The sequence below is a fragment of the Agarivorans sp. QJM3NY_29 genome (genome assembly GCF_050870835.2).
Classification (GTDB): Bacteria; Pseudomonadota; Gammaproteobacteria; order Enterobacterales; family Celerinatantimonadaceae; genus Agarivorans.
This window is the reverse complement of record NZ_CP194036.2, coordinates 4,699,545-4,714,557: the sequence shown is the minus strand read 5'-3', so window position 1 is coordinate 4,714,557 and position 15,013 is coordinate 4,699,545. Positions and strand designations below refer to the sequence as shown.

Annotated in this window: 13 protein-coding genes; 6 read left to right on the top strand and 7 right to left on the bottom strand. The window is 45.3% G+C overall.

Annotated elements, in window-relative coordinates:
• Positions 1-27 precede the first annotated feature (27 nt).
• Both ACRRS0_RS21445 and ACRRS0_RS21440 read left to right on the top strand, forming a co-directional pair.
• Positions 28-1,206 (top strand): XylR family transcriptional regulator, encoded by a 1,179-nt coding sequence (locus ACRRS0_RS21445; RefSeq protein ID WP_432455567.1) that lies wholly within the window; start codon positions 28-30, stop codon positions 1,204-1,206.
• A 129-nt stretch (positions 1,207-1,335) separates the two neighbouring features.
• On the top strand, positions 1,336-2,226 hold the full coding sequence (locus ACRRS0_RS21440) for an aspartoacylase (protein WP_432455568.1): 891 nt from the start codon (positions 1,336-1,338) through the stop codon (positions 2,224-2,226).
• A gap of 72 nt (positions 2,227-2,298) precedes the next feature.
• On the opposite strand, the gene ACRRS0_RS21435 is transcribed toward ACRRS0_RS21440, so the two are convergent.
• The 6 genes from ACRRS0_RS21435 to maoP form a co-directional block, all read right to left on the bottom strand.
• Positions 2,299-3,270: a magnesium transporter CorA family protein gene (locus tag ACRRS0_RS21435; protein WP_432455569.1), complete on the bottom strand. Its 972-nt coding sequence runs from the start codon at positions 3,268-3,270 to the stop codon at positions 2,299-2,301.
• A gap of 26 nt (positions 3,271-3,296) precedes the next feature.
• Complete coding sequence (locus tag ACRRS0_RS21430) at positions 3,297-4,667, bottom strand: magnesium transporter (RefSeq protein WP_432455570.1); 1,371 nt, start codon at positions 4,665-4,667, stop codon at positions 3,297-3,299.
• Between the two features lie 160 nt (positions 4,668-4,827).
• Positions 4,828-5,259, bottom strand: a complete 432-nt coding sequence (locus ACRRS0_RS21425; RefSeq protein ID WP_432455571.1) for an ATP-dependent zinc protease family protein — start codon at positions 5,257-5,259, stop codon at positions 4,828-4,830.
• A 43-nt stretch (positions 5,260-5,302) separates the two neighbouring features.
• Positions 5,303-6,337 (bottom strand): succinylglutamate desuccinylase/aspartoacylase family protein, encoded by a 1,035-nt coding sequence (locus tag ACRRS0_RS21420; protein ID WP_432455572.1) that lies wholly within the window; start codon positions 6,335-6,337, stop codon positions 5,303-5,305.
• Between the two features lie 32 nt (positions 6,338-6,369).
• A complete protein-coding gene (gene rimK, locus ACRRS0_RS21415; RefSeq protein ID WP_432455573.1) occupies positions 6,370-7,275 on the bottom strand; it encodes a 30S ribosomal protein S6--L-glutamate ligase in 906 nt (301 codons plus the stop codon).
• A 45-nt stretch (positions 7,276-7,320) separates the two neighbouring features.
• A complete protein-coding gene (maoP, locus tag ACRRS0_RS21410; RefSeq protein WP_432455574.1) occupies positions 7,321-7,668 on the bottom strand; it encodes a DUF413 domain-containing protein in 348 nt (115 codons plus the stop codon).
• A gap of 412 nt (positions 7,669-8,080) precedes the next feature.
• On the opposite strand from maoP, the gene ACRRS0_RS21405 reads away from it, so the two are divergent.
• The 4 genes from ACRRS0_RS21405 to ACRRS0_RS21390 all read left to right on the top strand — a co-directional run bounded on the left by ACRRS0_RS21405 (position 8,081) and on the right by ACRRS0_RS21390 (position 13,469).
• Positions 8,081-8,959 (top strand): LysR family transcriptional regulator, encoded by an 879-nt coding sequence (locus ACRRS0_RS21405; protein WP_432455575.1) that lies wholly within the window; start codon positions 8,081-8,083, stop codon positions 8,957-8,959.
• Between the two features lie 155 nt (positions 8,960-9,114).
• Entirely contained in the window at positions 9,115-10,941 is a 1,827-nt protein-coding gene (locus ACRRS0_RS21400) for an ABC transporter ATP-binding protein (RefSeq protein ID WP_432455576.1), read from the top strand.
• A gap of 248 nt (positions 10,942-11,189) precedes the next feature.
• Positions 11,190-12,134, top strand: coding sequence for a substrate-binding domain-containing protein (locus ACRRS0_RS21395; protein ID WP_432455577.1), 945 nt, complete (start codon positions 11,190-11,192; stop codon positions 12,132-12,134).
• Between the two features lie 66 nt (positions 12,135-12,200).
• Entirely contained in the window at positions 12,201-13,469 is a 1,269-nt protein-coding gene (locus ACRRS0_RS21390) for a sensor domain-containing diguanylate cyclase (protein WP_432455578.1), read from the top strand.
• Between the two features lie 28 nt (positions 13,470-13,497).
• On the opposite strand, the gene yegD is transcribed toward ACRRS0_RS21390, so the two are convergent.
• Positions 13,498-14,871 carry a molecular chaperone gene (gene yegD / locus ACRRS0_RS21385; protein WP_432455579.1) on the bottom strand — a complete coding sequence of 458 codons (1,374 nt, stop codon included), beginning with the start codon at positions 14,869-14,871 and terminating at the stop codon, positions 13,498-13,500.
• Between the last annotated feature and the right edge of the window lie 142 nt (positions 14,872-15,013).

The following is a 15,013-nucleotide window of genomic DNA, read 5'->3' as shown; positions in this document are numbered from 1 at the left end:
ATTTGCGATTGCTCTATGGGAACCGGAATGTTTGATAAGCGCTTCAAAATTACTCTATTGTTTAACGCGAATAAGGTATATGACCGACAAATTATTAAGGGCATCGGGGACTATTTGCAGGCTTCGCAATGCGACTGGGATATCTTCCTTGAGGAAGACTTTCGTTGCCGAATCGATAAACTTCAACATTGGGTTGGGGATGGCATCATTGCGGATTTTGATGACCCGCAAATCGAACAAGCTTTAAGCGGTATTCAGGTGCCAGTGGTGGCGGTGGGGAGTTCTTATGATAACCCGCAACAGTATCCAGCGTGTCCTTACGTGGCCACAGATAATCGCGCCTTGGTTAGCGCTGCCTACGAACACTTAAAAGCTAAAGGTTTGGAATACTTTGCTTGCTATGGCATGCCGCCCGACCCGAGTAATCGTTGGGCCAGCGAGCGGGAGCAGATATTTCAGCAATTAGTGGCTGCCGATGGTTATGAGTGCGCTTTATATCGCGGTTTACATACCCAACCAGAGTCTTGGCAATATGCTATGAATCGCTTGGCCGATTGGTTGCAGTCGGTTCCTAAACCGGTGGGGATCTTAGCGGTTTCAGATGCACGAGCCCGCCATTTGTTGCAGGTATGTGATCATTTGGGGATTATTGTACCGGATAAGGTGTCGGTGATTGGCATCGATGATGAAGATTTAACTCGCTATTTGAGCCGCGTATCTTTGAGTTCGGTGGCCCAGGGCTGTCGCAAAATGGGTTTTCAGGCTGCCAAGTTGTTACATCGCCAACTCCAAGGACAAGAGTTGAGTCATACACGCCAGTTGGTGGGGCCAGAACAGGTAGTCGAACGGCAATCAACGGATTTTAAAGCCTTAAAAGACCCCTTTGTGATCCAGGCGATGCACTTTATTCGGCATAACGCTTGTAAGGGCATCAAGGTGGATCAAGTTTTGGATTACGTGAAGGTATCTCGTTCGAATTTAGAAACCCGTTTTAAAGATGATATTGGCCATTCGGTTCATCAAGAAATCCATCATGCTAAGTTAGGTCAAGCGATGAGTTTACTGAGAAATACTGAGCTTTCGACCAGCGATATTGCCGAATTGTGCGGTTATCCTTCGCTGCAATACATGTATGCGGTATTTAAAAAGGATTTAGAATTAACGCCAAAGGCTTACCGCTTGAGCAAACAAGATATCGCGGATTAACGATCAATATCATTCGCGCTAAACGACAGTGAAGCGGCAGAAGGTCAACTGTCGCCAAGCTTGAGTTTGAGTTACTTTCCTTTTAAGCTCGCAGCTGCTTATATTAGTTTGCGCTTAAGGAGAATGCAGTTGTCAAAGCTCACTAAAGTCGCCATTGTTGGTGGTACTCACGGAAATGAATTTAGCGGTATTTATCTGCTGAACAAGTGGCAGCAACAGCCACAGTTGGTGGCTCGCCCTAGCCTCGAGGTGAGCACCGTGTTTGCCAATCCGAAGGCCCATGCAGAAAACCAACGTTATATTGACGTCGATCTTAACCGTCAGTTTGCCTGTAAAGACTTAGCCGATTTTCAGCTGAGTAATTATGAGCAGTCTCGAGCCAAAGTATTACACCAACAGCTGGGTCCAAAGTCGGCACCAAAAACTGACTTAGTGATTGATTTACACAATACCACTTCCAATATGGGGCCTTGTCTGATCCTCTTGGAGCAGAACGCTTTCTATAATCACTTAGCGGCTTACGTAAAAATGAAAATGCCTGAGGCGGTGATTTTTCTCGATGAAGTTGAGGAAGATATGGCCGAGCACATGTTTTTGGCAAGCTGCGGAAAGTATGGTGTATTGATCGAGGTTGGGCCACAGCCGCAATCAGTACTACGACAAGATGTATTGGAACAAATGGAAAGCATGACTGGGCATATTTTGGACTTTGTCGAGTTGTATAATCAACAGTGCTTGCCAGTGCTACCTCAGCAAGTGGAAGCCTTCCAATATTTGGATACCATTAGTTTACCCTTGAATGAACAAGGTGAGCGAGTCGCCATGGTGCACAGCCATGTTCAGGATCAAGATTTCAAACCAATCAAGCCTGGAGATCCGATCTTCCGTAGTTTCGATGGTGAAGATATTTTCTATCAAGGTGACACCATGGTTTATCCCGCGTTTATTAACGAAGCCGCTTATTATGATAATAATTTGGCTATGTCGCTGTTAGAAAAAGTGTTCATCGAGCTGAGTTGAGCCAAACTTGAGCGTATGAGAAACAAAGTCAATCGATAAAAAAGCAGAGTGAAAGGACTCTGCTTTTTGTTTTTAGAACCACTTCTTCCATTTAAATATAGCGATTAAGGACAAAGCGATGCTTAACATCGTGCCAAGTAAGATGAAATAAGCATTGCGATAATGCAATTCCGGAATGAATTCAAAATTCATTCCGTAGATCCCAGCTAAAAAACTTAAGGGCACAAATATCGCGGTAATTAAAGTGAGCATGCGCATGGTATTGTTGAGTTTGTGCGAGCTAATGGATAGGTAGCCATCGACCAGATCGCCGCAAATGTTGTAGTACATTTGATTTAAGCTGTGCAAGCGTTCAAAACGGTCCTGTAAGTCTTGGATCACCGGTGGATCGACGGCAATTTGCTGAAATGCATTTTGTTGGCAAAGATGTAGTAATTTACTGCTGAGGCTGAGATGGTAATTGAACACTCTGCTGAGGCGCACAATATTGGCTTTTTTGCGGGTGATATCGGCAAGTAGTTGGTCATCACCGTGAACGCTAATCTGTTCTTCTACTTCGCTGAGTTGGGTCTCGAATTCGAGTAATTGGTTGAGGTATAAGCCAGAGGCGGTATGCATGATCCGACAGGCTAAGTTCAGTGGTGCCAGTAAGTCCTTGCTAAAGCTATCCTTTAGTAATGATTCGATGCCTTGGGAGCGTCCTTTGTGTAGGGTAATCAAATAGTTTTTACCTACTAATATGACCAGTTGCATATGAGCAAATTTGAGCTCACCAAGGATCTGTTCAATCCCGCGGTAAATCATAAATATCTGATCATCGAAGACTTCTATTTTAGGTGGGTGTCGCTCGCGAAATGCATCCACAATAGTTAAGGGGTGACATTGAAACTGCTCCAGTAACATGGCTGCTTCGACTTGTTTGCTGTGGGCAAGGTCAATATCGATCCAAATATAGCTGTCGGGATCAGCCGACCAGCAGGTTATTTGGCTCTCATCGCCAGGATGTGCGCTGAGTAGTTTGTTTGATAACCAGGTTCTAATCATTGAGTATTCCTTTGGCAAGTCTATGACTAGTTGATTAAGAATAGCGAGGCGAGGCCCAAAAATGCGACAAAACCGACGATATCAGTCACGGTGGTTAAGATCACTGAACCTGCAACCGCCGGGTCGATTTTCATTTTCTTGAGCATAAATGGGATCATGGTTGCCGAGGCAGCGGCAGCGAGGCTATTTAATACTATGGCAATGCAGATCACTAAACCCAAGGACCAAGAATTAAACCAATAACTCACAACCGCTGCGATTACTAAGCCGAGCATCAGTCCGTTAAAGACTGCGATCTTGAGCTCCTTGTTGAGTAGTAACTTAAGGTTACTCTGCTGTAAGTGATTTAGAGCAATACCGCGTAGCGCCACCGCTAAGGTTTGGCTGCCAGCAATACCGCCCATACTGGCGACCACTGGCATTAAGATCGCTAAGGCGACCAACTGTTGTAAGGCACCCTCAAATAAACCGATGACCCAAGAGGCTAAAAATGCGGTGGCTAAGTTAGTGGTTAGCCAAATTGCCCGCATTTTTGCCGCTGTGGGCACTGGGGTGAATAAGTCTTCTTCATCAGAGGGGGCATCGTTGATGACCACCTCAAGGCTCTTTTCTTGTAACCACTCGATGATCACCGCCAGTGGGATCGCACCAATAATTTTGCCGTCTTTTTGGATCGGGTGCCAAGCATGTCCAGCCACGACATTAAATGAAAGCGCAATATCGGCGAGTAGCTGCTGGTGGTCAAATACTTCGATAGCCTGAGCGAATTCACTGAGCCGAGTCGTGTCATCGGCGTTGATGATGTCGGTCATACTGCAGGCACCCTGAAATTGCCCGTTGGCATCAACTAAATAGATGGCTACTTGCTTCTCGCTTTTGGTGTTGAGTCGTTGCTTAATTCGTTGAACGGTAGCGCTAGGCCTCGCTCGCAGGATATGCGGTGTGAGGTAGCGCCCTATTTGCTCTTCTTCGTAACTCAGGGCATGCTGGATTTGGCTGGTGGTCAGTTCATCTTGTTGATCTAAATAGGCATCGACCATCTGCTCTGGCAGAATATCGGCCCATTCAACAATGTCTGTTTCGCTAATATGGCGCTGTAACTCGGCTAAATGCTCGGCTGAGAAATAGCCGAAAAGATGTTTAACGGTTTCATATTGTAGTAGATGTAAGATGTCCCAGTAGCGCTCGTTGTCGACCAGGGGCCATATTTGCTGGCGGTAAGCATCGGGTAAGGATTCGATGAGATTGGCAAGTACCGCATTATCATATTGGCTAACAAAACTTAAATCGGCCTGTTCAGCATTTTCGGCAATGGCCAGCAATACTGCGCTTAGTACTTCGTCATGATGACCATCAAAAACTTGCTGGTTGGAGCTTAATATTGGCTCAGATGTCATATGACTTTCCTTTTAAATTTTAGGGTCAATATTTAGCGCGTCGAATACTCTATTGATTTCAATTTAATTCATTAGATTTACTTGAACTTATTGCGCTATCTGCTGCGTATTTAGCTATCAGTGAACAGCGAGCTTAGCATATTGCTTCGCTCGCTTAGGTTTAACTAATGGAGTTGACCAAAAAACTTTGTGAAGGGTCGACTAAGACCTTATCTGCCATTCCTTGGCGGCCAAATAACATCAAATAACTCATGTCTTGACGGTTGGTAAGGGTGATTTCTATTGGCCAAGTTAAGTCACCCAGTTGAAAATTGGTTTGGATAACATAGCGCTGTTCCACCACGCCATTGGATGATTTGATCCGTCGAGTATCGAATATTGGCGCGGTACAGCGGCATACTTGTTTTAGGTTATAGATGTCTGGGTGTAAGTCGAAACTGATGTGGGGTTTCCCATTCACCTTAATTCGCTCGACATTATCCACATGCAAGGAAGAGGTTTGTGCACCTGTATCCACTCGGATCGGTAAATCATGGATCCCTAAATCTGGCAAATGGCAAGTTTCCAAGTTACCAATAATCATTTTGCTCATAGGCTTCGCTCACTCGTCAATAAATTTATGCTCGAAGAGGACTTCATCCTTGGCTATTCTCCGCAATGTTTGCAGCAGGTTCGATAAGTTTTATCGACTCTTGCATCGCCCCAATGTTTTCCGCAACTTCTTCTTGTTCAGCACCAAAATGCGCCAGGTGATACATCGCATCTCCCTCTTGAACCAAGGGAATATTTTGTTTACCGATCACGATACCAGAGCGTTGCGCCTTCACCTGATTAATTAACTCACCAAACGGACTATTAATATCCGCCAATAAATCCCCCGCTTCTACGTGATCGCCTAACCTTGTATATTCATTCACAATCCCGCTGGCCGAAGCCCGTAGCCAAGCACTGCTATAGGCAACATAAGGTTCAAATTTTTTCTTACTACGACGTTTCTTGATCATCCCTAAATGCGACAGTACCTTGAGGATTCCGCGTACCCCGGTCTGGATTGAAAGCTCATCAAAGCGTAGCGCTTCACCTGCTTCATAAAGCAAAATTTTGGTCCCTTTATTCACCGCAGCTTCGCGTAATGAACCATCTCGTAGATTTGCATTGATGAGAACTGGAACCGCAAAGGCCTCGGCTAAGAGTTTGGTCTCAGGATCCTCTAAGTTTGCTCTAATTTGCGGTAGGTTGGAGCGATGAATCGCTCCAGTATGTAAATCGATACCATAATCGCAATGTTCTACAATTTGATTCAAAAAGGTGTAGGCCAGTCTTCCGGCAAGCGAGCTTTTAGGGGAGCCGGGGAAGCAACGATTTAAGTCGCGTCGATCTGGCATATAACGGCTTTGGTTGAGTACCCCATAAATGTTTACCATTGGCACTGCAATTAAACAGCCCTTAGTGAGCTTAAAGCTTGGTGAACGTGTTACTCGGCGAATTATTTCGATACCATTTAACTCATCGCCATGCACCGCCGCGCTAATGAATACTGTTGGCCCAGCCTTGCGGGCTCGAGTGATATGCACCGGGATCGAAATCTCAGTATCGGTGTATAATTTTGCTACCGGTATTTTTATTTGCTTTTGTTCGCCAGCTTTAATTTCTATTTCACCTATCTTCATGGTTCGCCTTTGCTTGGTTCTTGTACTCGGACTTAGCCTTTACCACGGGTTTTGGTTGCAAAGGGTTTGGCATTTTTTTCGATGAATTCGAACACCATGCCAGCCACATCTTTACCGGTGGCATTTTCGATGCCTTCTAGACCCGGGGAAGAATTGACTTCCATCACAACAGGGCCATTATGTGATTGTAGAATATCAACGCCACACAAATTCAGCCCCATGATTTTAGCTGCATTAACGGCGGTCGCGCGCTCTTCCTTAGTTAAACGTACTAACTGTGCGGCCCCTCCGCGATGCAAATTAGAGCGAAACTCACCTTCCGCAGCCTGACGTTTCATTGCCGCGACCACTTTACCGCCTACCACTAAACAACGGATATCGGCCCCTCCCGCTTCCTTGATAAACTCCTGTACTAAAATGTTCGCTTTTAAGCCCATAAAAGCTTCAATGACGCTTTCTGCTGCCTTATTGGTTTCGGCCAAAACTACCCCAATACCTTGTGTCCCCTCTAATAACTTAATGACTAAAGGTGCGCCACCGACGTTTTTAATCACATCTTGAATTTTATCCGGTTTGTTGGCAAACCCAGTACGTGGCAAGCCAATGCCTTTCCGCGATAATAGTTGTAGCGAACGCAGTTTATCGCGTGAACGACTAATCGCGACCGATTCGTTGACACAAAAGGTGCCCATCATTTCAAATTGACGCACGACCGCCGTACCATAAAAAGTAATTGAGGAGCCGATCCGAGGGATAACCGCATCATAACTGGGTAATACTTTACCCATGTAACGCACGGTTGGATTACTGCTGGTAATATCCATGTAGCAGTGTAGGGTATCGATAATATCAATCTCGTGACCGTGAGCCTCACCTGCTTCTTTTAAGCGACGAGTTGAGTAGAGGTTTTCTCCACGAGATAAAATGGCTATACGCATTGTCATGTTCCTAGAATAAAAGTGCTGAGATCTTGCTTTATTGGGCTACTCGTCATGAATGAAGATTTCATCTTCACTCGGATTTAATGTGTTGCCATGGCTGCTATGGAGCGTATGGAAACGGCGTCGAGCATTAGTCAAAGTCTTATATTTAAGCCAAACTTTTTCTAGTTTAGTGCTGGCTTCGAGTTGTTGGCTACAAACTAAAAGGAAGCGCTGCTCTTGATTGCTTTCGGGAAGTAATTCGCCACTATTTATCGCTTTCATGGTTTCGCCATAAAGGCTCAATAACTCCGCTTCTAATAAAGTAAAATTGCCTGATTTACTAAAGCCACGTTTAAATTTTTGGTCATCGTAGAAACGTTTTTTTCCAAAGCGAAACTCAGTATTCATTGCAACGATTCCTGGTGATGAGAAAAAGACTAATCGGCGCTTGCTGTTAGCTTGACGGCAAGGTAGAGAGTATTCGTTGAATATGAAAACGAATTGTTTTTGTCGTTAGAGTAAATATTGTTTGTTGTCGATTTTTTCCCAAAACCTCACTCCAAGCCTGCTTTGTCTCATTTGCGGTTTCATGCATGATTTTCTCCTTAAAAATTCTGAATGAGAATTGCTGGGTTGGTGCTGTTATTCGTGTGTGATATTTAAACAGAAAAGTGCTTAGCTTTTATTTCACTGAATGGCTCATGGTGGGTGTTTTTTGTGGTTTTTTTGAGCCTCCTTCTTGACGACGTTAAAAATATTATTTGTCGTAAGCGTAAAAATTGTTTGTTACTCTCGTTGCTGCTGTTATAGGGGTGAGAGAATGGACGTAAAAGTATTTCGAACGTTTTTAGAAGTGGCAAAAGAGAAGCACTTTGGGCGAGCGGCAGAAAATTTATATATCACTCAAGCGGCGGTTAGTGCACGCATTAAGCAATTAGAGAGCTTCTTTGACGCTCAGTTATTTATTCGTGACCGGAATGCCATTAAGTTGACTAGTTCTGGCGAACGTTTAACCTCCTATGCTGAAAATATGGTGCGTACTCTTGAGCAAGCGAAGGCAGAGTTATTACTCACCAAAGCGCATGCCATTCAATTGACCATTGCTGGCACGCCTAACGTTTGGGATGCTTATTTGCAGCATTGTTTGAGTGTGGTGACCGAAGCATTTAGCGGTTATGCCTTTCGTGCTGAGACCTTAAGCCGTGAACAAATGCATCGCGCCTTAATCGAGCGAACGCTAGACATTGGGGTGGGCGTTGACCCTTTAAAATCTGAAGAGTTGGCCTGTAAAAAAGTTGTCGATTTAGAGCTTGTATTTGTTTCTACTCGCCACCAAACTCAGCAATTGGCGCTAGAAAACTCGTATATTTATGTTGACTGGGGCACCCGTTTTGCTTCCGAGCATGCGCTTCGTCATAGTAAAATGCCACCGCCATTTTTGCGCACCTCGACGGGACGAATTGCTTTGGATTTCATCTTAGAAAAAGGTGGAGCCTGTTATTTGCCAGTGTCGATGGTTGAGCCTTTTCTCGAATCGCAGCAACTTCATTTGGTGGAATGTTCAGAGCCTTGGTTACGTCCGGTATATCTTAGTTATCGGAAGGATTCGGCGGCATTGCAGCAGATCCGTCAAGTGGAAAGCCTATTAGGGATTACCGAACCCTCTACTCCCTATAGTTTGCAGCAAGCGGCTGAATAAGCGCTGCGTATTCAAACGGATCTCTATGTTAACTGGCATTGAGGCCTGAATGGTCTTGGTATGGCGCTCAATGTTGCACAATTTTTAATATATTTCGTAAAGTATAATGGTTTGTTGATCGTTCGAAACACTGGTTTTATCGCAAGGAATTTCAAATGTTTGGTTTTTTTGAGCGCTTAACTGCGCCTTTCCCCACGCAAGAGCCTGAGCAACCCCCTAAGGGCTTATATCAGTTTTGTCTCCATTATTGTCAGGGGATGATGGTACCGCTGTTATGCATGGCCGTCATCGCTGCGTTGATCGCTATCTGTGAAGTTGCTTTATTTGGCTTTATGGGGCAGTTGGTTGATTGGTTAGGCAGCAAAGATCCAAATACGATATTAAGTGAAGAATCTTCCACCTTGTGGCTGATGGGCATCACGCTGTTGGTGGTGATGCCACTGCTTACCCTACTCGATTCGCTGTTAATTCACCAAGCTTTGCTCGGTAATTTTCCGATGGCGATCCGTTGGTCGGCGCATCGCTATTTATTGCGGCAGAGTGTTTCCTTCTTTGCTAACGATTTTGCTGGGCGTGTCGCGACTAAAGTCATGCAAACGGCCTTGTCGGTACGTGAAACGGTGATGAAATTACTCGACTTAATGGTTTATGTATTGGTCTATTTCACTTCCATGGTGCTGTTGGTGGCACAGGCTGATATACGCCTCATTTGGCCGATGCTGCTATGGCTGGTGGTTTACATCGCAATTCAGTTCCGTTTTGTGCCGAAATTAAAGCGAGTGTCGACCGAACAAGCGGATGCTCGTTCTTTAATGAGTGGTCGAATTGTGGATAGCTATACCAACATCGCAACCGTGAAGTTATTTTCGCATAATCAACGCGAGGCCGATTACGCTCAAGAAGGCATGCAAGGATTTTTACAAACCGTTCATCAACAGATGCGTTTGGTGACCGGGCTCAATGTTTGTGTGCAACTGTCAAATTATTTGCTTACATTTAGTATTGCGGCCCTGTCTATGTACTTATGGATGTTAGGTGACATCTCGGTAGGGGCAATTGCTATTTCTATTGCTTTGGTGCTGCGCTTGAATGGTATGGCTCAGTGGATCATGTGGGAAATAGGTTCTTTATTTGAAAACATAGGCACCGTAGCCGACGGGATGACGACCTTAACAAGCCCACAGACGGTGGTTGATGAGCATGATGCTAAGCCTTTGCGGGTGGATCAAGGTCAGATTGATTATCGTGACATCCGTTTTCATTATGGTGAGAAAAGTGGGGTTATCGAACACCTCAATCTGAGTATTAAGGCTGGCGAAAAGATTGGTTTAGTGGGGCGTTCTGGTGCAGGGAAAACCACTCTGGTGAATTTATTATTGCGCTTTCATGATGTTGAGGGCGGCTCAATCGAGATCGATGGTCAAAATATTAGTCAAGTGACTCAAGATAGCTTGCGGGCTCAAATTGGGATGGTGACGCAAGATACTTCCCTATTGCATCGTTCGGTGCGTGACAATATTTTATATGGTCGTCCCGATGCCAGTGAAGAGCAAATGATTGCTGCGGCTAAACAAGCCAAAGCCCATGAATTCATTTTAGGTTTGAGTGATCAAGATGGTCGTTGCGGTTATGACGCTCATGTCGGTGAGCGAGGGGTGAAACTCTCCGGTGGGCAACGTCAACGTATCGCAATCACTCGAGTATTATTAAAAGATGCTCCTGTTTTAGTCTTAGATGAAGCCACTTCAGCCTTGGATTCGGAAGTTGAAGCGGCGATCCAAACCAGTTTAAATCGCTTGATGCATGGTAAAACGGTGATCGCCATTGCTCACCGTTTATCCACCATCGCTGCGATGGATCGCCTAATTGTATTAGATAAGGGAAAAATTATTGAACAGGGTAGTCATGCCGAGTTGATTCAAGGTGATGGGATCTATAGTCAATTATGGGCGCATCAAACGGGCGGTTTCCTCGGAGAATAAAGCCTGAACCTTTTCTTCATCCTAAGGCCTGCATTCACGCAGGCCTTTTTTATTGGGTGTTGTATGGGGCTCGGAGGTTCCGCTGAAGTCAACTAATAAGGGCGAGGCTGCGGCTGATAAGTGCACGAACCCATATTTTTTGACTATTGTTAAAGGTAAAAGGGGCAATCCATTGATAACAATAAGCTTGATTATGATTGTTTTTTCTAAGGTTACACTTATGCGATTGACGTTGTTGAAGCCTGTCTATGCGTAGATTTTTTAGTCTGACGAGTACGCTGTTATTCAGCCTTTGCCTGGGAATGGGCTCTGTTACGGCCGAATGTATCGGTGTGGTGACCGCTGGTGGTGGCGCTGATTTTTGGAAATTAGTTGAGCGGGGGGCGAGAAGTGCGGCCGCAAAAATTGGCACTGAAGTTTATGTTCGTGGCGCTAATAATGAACTAAATGTTGAAGGTCAAGGGGCATTAATTAATACGGTATTAGATCGCGGTTGTGGTGCTTTAGTGTTAGCTCCAAATAGTCCAGAGCGAGCTGTGGATGTCGCTTTATTAAAAAGTATCAACATTGCCACGGTGTATATCGACAGAGATGTTGGTGGCGCACCGATGTTGATCATTAAAACCGATAATTATATGGCAGGTGCTTTGGCTGGAAGAAAAATGGCGAAAGCGCTGGGGGGGAAAGGTAAAGTTGCACTTTTCCGACTCGATAAAAGTGTGGTGACGACCGCGGCGAGAGAGCAAGGGTTCATTGATGAGGCAGTGAAAGGCGGGTTAGAGGTCGTGGTTGATGTGTATCTTGGGACCACAGTTGGGTCGGCGCGCTTTAAAGCTTTATCGATACTGAATCATATGCAAGATGTGCAGGGCATTTTTACTCCGAATGAGCTGACGACTCTTGCCACCGTGGTTTCTCTTCGGCAATTGGAGCGGCAGGGCTCGATGGTGCATATCGGTTTTGATTCCAATCGAAGTATTAATGCCGCGATTGTCAATAAAGATATCTATGGGGTGGTGATACAACAGCCTTTTGCTATGGGGTATCTCGCAGTATACGCGGCGTATCAAGCCATGTTAGGTCACCAACCAGAATTGCAAGATCAGCCTTTGTTATGGGATACAGGGGTTTTATTTGTGGATCATTCAAATATTAATCAAGCTAAAGTTAAGCAGGTGTTGGGGCTTGATTAGTTGAAATTAAACCGCCTGATTTGAGTAAGTGAAACCGTCTGACTAAGCTATATAGATGGCATGCTGATGAAGCGAATTATGCGCAAGCAGAATAATATTTGCGGCAATTATGGTACCGCTATTCATCGTGACTTTGTTCCGTTGTTTGTTGATGATTGTTATGCGCATATGTTTGGTTATGATAATGCAGCGCAGGTGATGGCATTGCCATCGTTACTGACGCTGTTTTGTGAACATGATCGCCAGCAAGCCCTACAAAATTACGCGGCGATAATGGCTGGCAAAATGCGTCCCAAAGTGGTGGGGTATCAGAATAGAGACAGATTTGGCCAGCTCTGTTCGGTGATTAGTATTGATCATCTTTGCCAGTGGCAGGGCGCACCAGCGCTGCAAATTACGCTAATTGATGTTTCCCAGCAAGTCGCCGCGAAACAAGCACTGCAACAAAGCGAGCAACGCTATCGTTCGTTGGTCGAGTCTTCCTTGCAAGGTATTTTAGTTCATCGCTTTTTTAAACCGCTGTATAGCAATCAAGCACTAGCCGATTTAGTGGGATTTAGTCATGTTGAACCGCTTCTCGCTCTGCCAAGTTTGTTAGCCTTGATTCCTGAAGATAACCAGCAACAAGCTATTGAATTACATGAGCGCTTGCTGCTTGGAGAGATGGAATCACATTCCGTAGTGACAGAGTATTTGCGACAAGATGGCGACTCGGTGTGGCTAAATATTAGCGAAAGCTTAGTCAGTTGGGAAGGTGAACCTGCGGTGCAGTCGGTGATGATGGACGTGACTCAGTTACATCGGCAGCAACAACGTTTGGAGTTTCAGGCGAATCATGATGTGCTAACGGGCTTAATGAATCGACGCTCGATGAACCAAGTTTTAGTGACTGAATTTGCAATGAGTAAGCGCAGCGATAATCCTTTGTGCTGTTTGATATTAGATATTGATGATTTTAAGCAAATTAACGATCAGTATGGACATGCCATTGGAGATGACGTATTGCGGATGTTTGCTATTGAAAGCCTCAAGGTATTACGTGATGGTGACTTTTTGGCTCGCTGGGGAGGCGAAGAGTTTCTACTGTTACTCCCCAATACTGCTCAATCATCAGCGATGCTGATTGCACAGCGGGTGCGTCAACATCTGGAACAATCACCAATCACGGTCAATGGACAGCATCATTTTTGGTCGGTTAGTATTGGTTTAGCGATGTTGACCGAGAACGACTCTAGCCCTGAATCGCTGATTGCGCGTGCCGATAGTGCGCTCTATATCGCGAAACAGCGAGGCAAGAACCAAGTTGCCTTAGCGCCGCAATTTTATCAATTGTAATTCAAGCGACGGCTTGTTGGTTGTTGCTTTAAGTGGCCTGAAAAATATGATTAGCCCACAGGGTAAGGCCGCTGGTCACGCTGCCGAAGTTATCTCCACAAATCAACGGCGCTTGGTAACGTTTCGCTAAGAAGTCTTTTATCATCGGAGAATTGGCGCTACCACCAGTTAAGAAAATAACTTCGGGTTGGCAAGCTGCTTGGGAAAGTACTTCATCACTTAACTTGGCAATATTAGTGAGCAAGCGTTCTGCGGCTTGACGGTAGCTTGTCTGGCTGACTTCGGCCTGTAGTTGTTCACTTAAATAACCTAGGTCGACCACGGTTTCAGACTGTTCACTAAGGGCTATTTTGGCTTGCTCTGCCGAGGCGCTCATTTGGTAGGTTAAGCGTCCTTGGCTTAGTCGCACTAAGGCTTTTAAAGGCGCGAGTTGTGGTTCTTTGAGTAGTCTTTGCAACAATAAGCTGGTGTCTTGATGATAGAAGCGAGCCTGCGCTGGGAAATCGTTGATCGCAGCGGCATCCCAAAAGGGTTTAATCGGCATTGGTTGGCCACTGGCCAATAGAAGTTTGGCGCCTAAACAAGGCATTAGTGTTTCAAAGTTTAGTGCGATATCAAAATCATTGCCGCCGATCCGTTCACCGTTATATCCCAGTACTAAGCTTTGATGGTCGCGTTCTGCTAAGTAGTTTGGTCCCATGGTGAGCATCGATATATCACTGGTGCCGCCGCCAATATCGATGACTAAAACGCGTTGCTCTTTGTGGAGTTGTTGTTGATAACTGAGGCCCGCCGCCATTGGCTCATACAAAAACTCAACATGCTTAAAACCAACGTATTTAGCCGCATTGCGCAAGATGTTGAGTGCTTGTTGGTTGCTTAGCTCACTATTTAAACCTTGAAAGTTGACCGGTCGACCAATCACCACTTTTTCCAAGTTGGCTAAACCGGTTTGCTTCACTTGCTCGGCGATGTGCCACATCATCGCTGCTGCAATGTCTTCAAATTGTTGTTGTTGGCGTTCGCGAATGCCACTGGCGCCTAAGAATGACTTCGGAGATCGCACGTAATAACAGTCGGCGGGATCGATGAGGTATTCATGCAATGCTTGTTGGCCAAAACTCAAATGTTCATCATAACCGTCTAGTTTTAATTCGCGTAAGGCTCGTAAGCTGGCAGATAGCTGATGAGAGCGAGCATGTTTATAGGCTTCGGCTTGGCCTTGGGCGTCCAGTTGTTGATAGAGCCAACCGCAAATCATCTCTGATTGTGGGGCAAACAGAGTGGAGGGCATGTAATGACCATGTGCTGGTAACTTTACTAAATGGGCTTGTTGCCCCTGCATGATACCGACAGCGCAGTTAGAGGTGCCAAAATCGAAACCGGCGATTGATTGATTCACAAAACATGCCTCACGGATAGAAAAGGCCGCGCAGGTTAGCAAATTAAGCGCCAAGGGTACAGTACCCTTGCTTGGTCTTTGGTTCATAGCGTGCTTTATTTCTTCAAATTGGTTTCGCGGCGTAAGCTCGCGGGAGAGCGGC

Bases quoted from the DNA above. Each gene is read 5' to 3' on its own strand.
- ACRRS0_RS21445 (WP_432455567.1), top strand. From the start codon at position 28: ATGTTTGATAAGCGCTTCAAAATTACTCTATTGTTTAACGCGAATAAG.
- ACRRS0_RS21435 (WP_432455569.1), bottom strand. From the start codon at position 3,270: ATGATTAGAACCTGGTTATCAAACAAACTACTCAGCGCACATCCTGGC.
- ACRRS0_RS21430 (WP_432455570.1), bottom strand. From the start codon at position 4,667: ATGACATCTGAGCCAATATTAAGCTCCAACCAGCAAGTTTTTGATGGT.
- ACRRS0_RS21425 (WP_432455571.1), bottom strand. From the start codon at position 5,259: ATGAGCAAAATGATTATTGGTAACTTGGAAACTTGCCATTTGCCAGAT.
- ACRRS0_RS21420 (WP_432455572.1), bottom strand. From the start codon at position 6,337: ATGAAGATAGGTGAAATAGAAATTAAAGCTGGCGAACAAAAGCAAATA.
- rimK (WP_432455573.1), bottom strand. From the start codon at position 7,275: ATGCGTATAGCCATTTTATCTCGTGGAGAAAACCTCTACTCAACTCGT.
- maoP (WP_432455574.1), bottom strand. From the start codon at position 7,668: ATGAATACTGAGTTTCGCTTTGGAAAAAAACGTTTCTACGATGACCAA.
- ACRRS0_RS21405 (WP_432455575.1), top strand. From the start codon at position 8,081: ATGGACGTAAAAGTATTTCGAACGTTTTTAGAAGTGGCAAAAGAGAAG.
- ACRRS0_RS21400 (WP_432455576.1), top strand. From the start codon at position 9,115: ATGTTTGGTTTTTTTGAGCGCTTAACTGCGCCTTTCCCCACGCAAGAG.
- ACRRS0_RS21395 (WP_432455577.1), top strand. From the start codon at position 11,190: ATGCGTAGATTTTTTAGTCTGACGAGTACGCTGTTATTCAGCCTTTGC.
- ACRRS0_RS21390 (WP_432455578.1), top strand. From the start codon at position 12,201: ATGAAGCGAATTATGCGCAAGCAGAATAATATTTGCGGCAATTATGGT.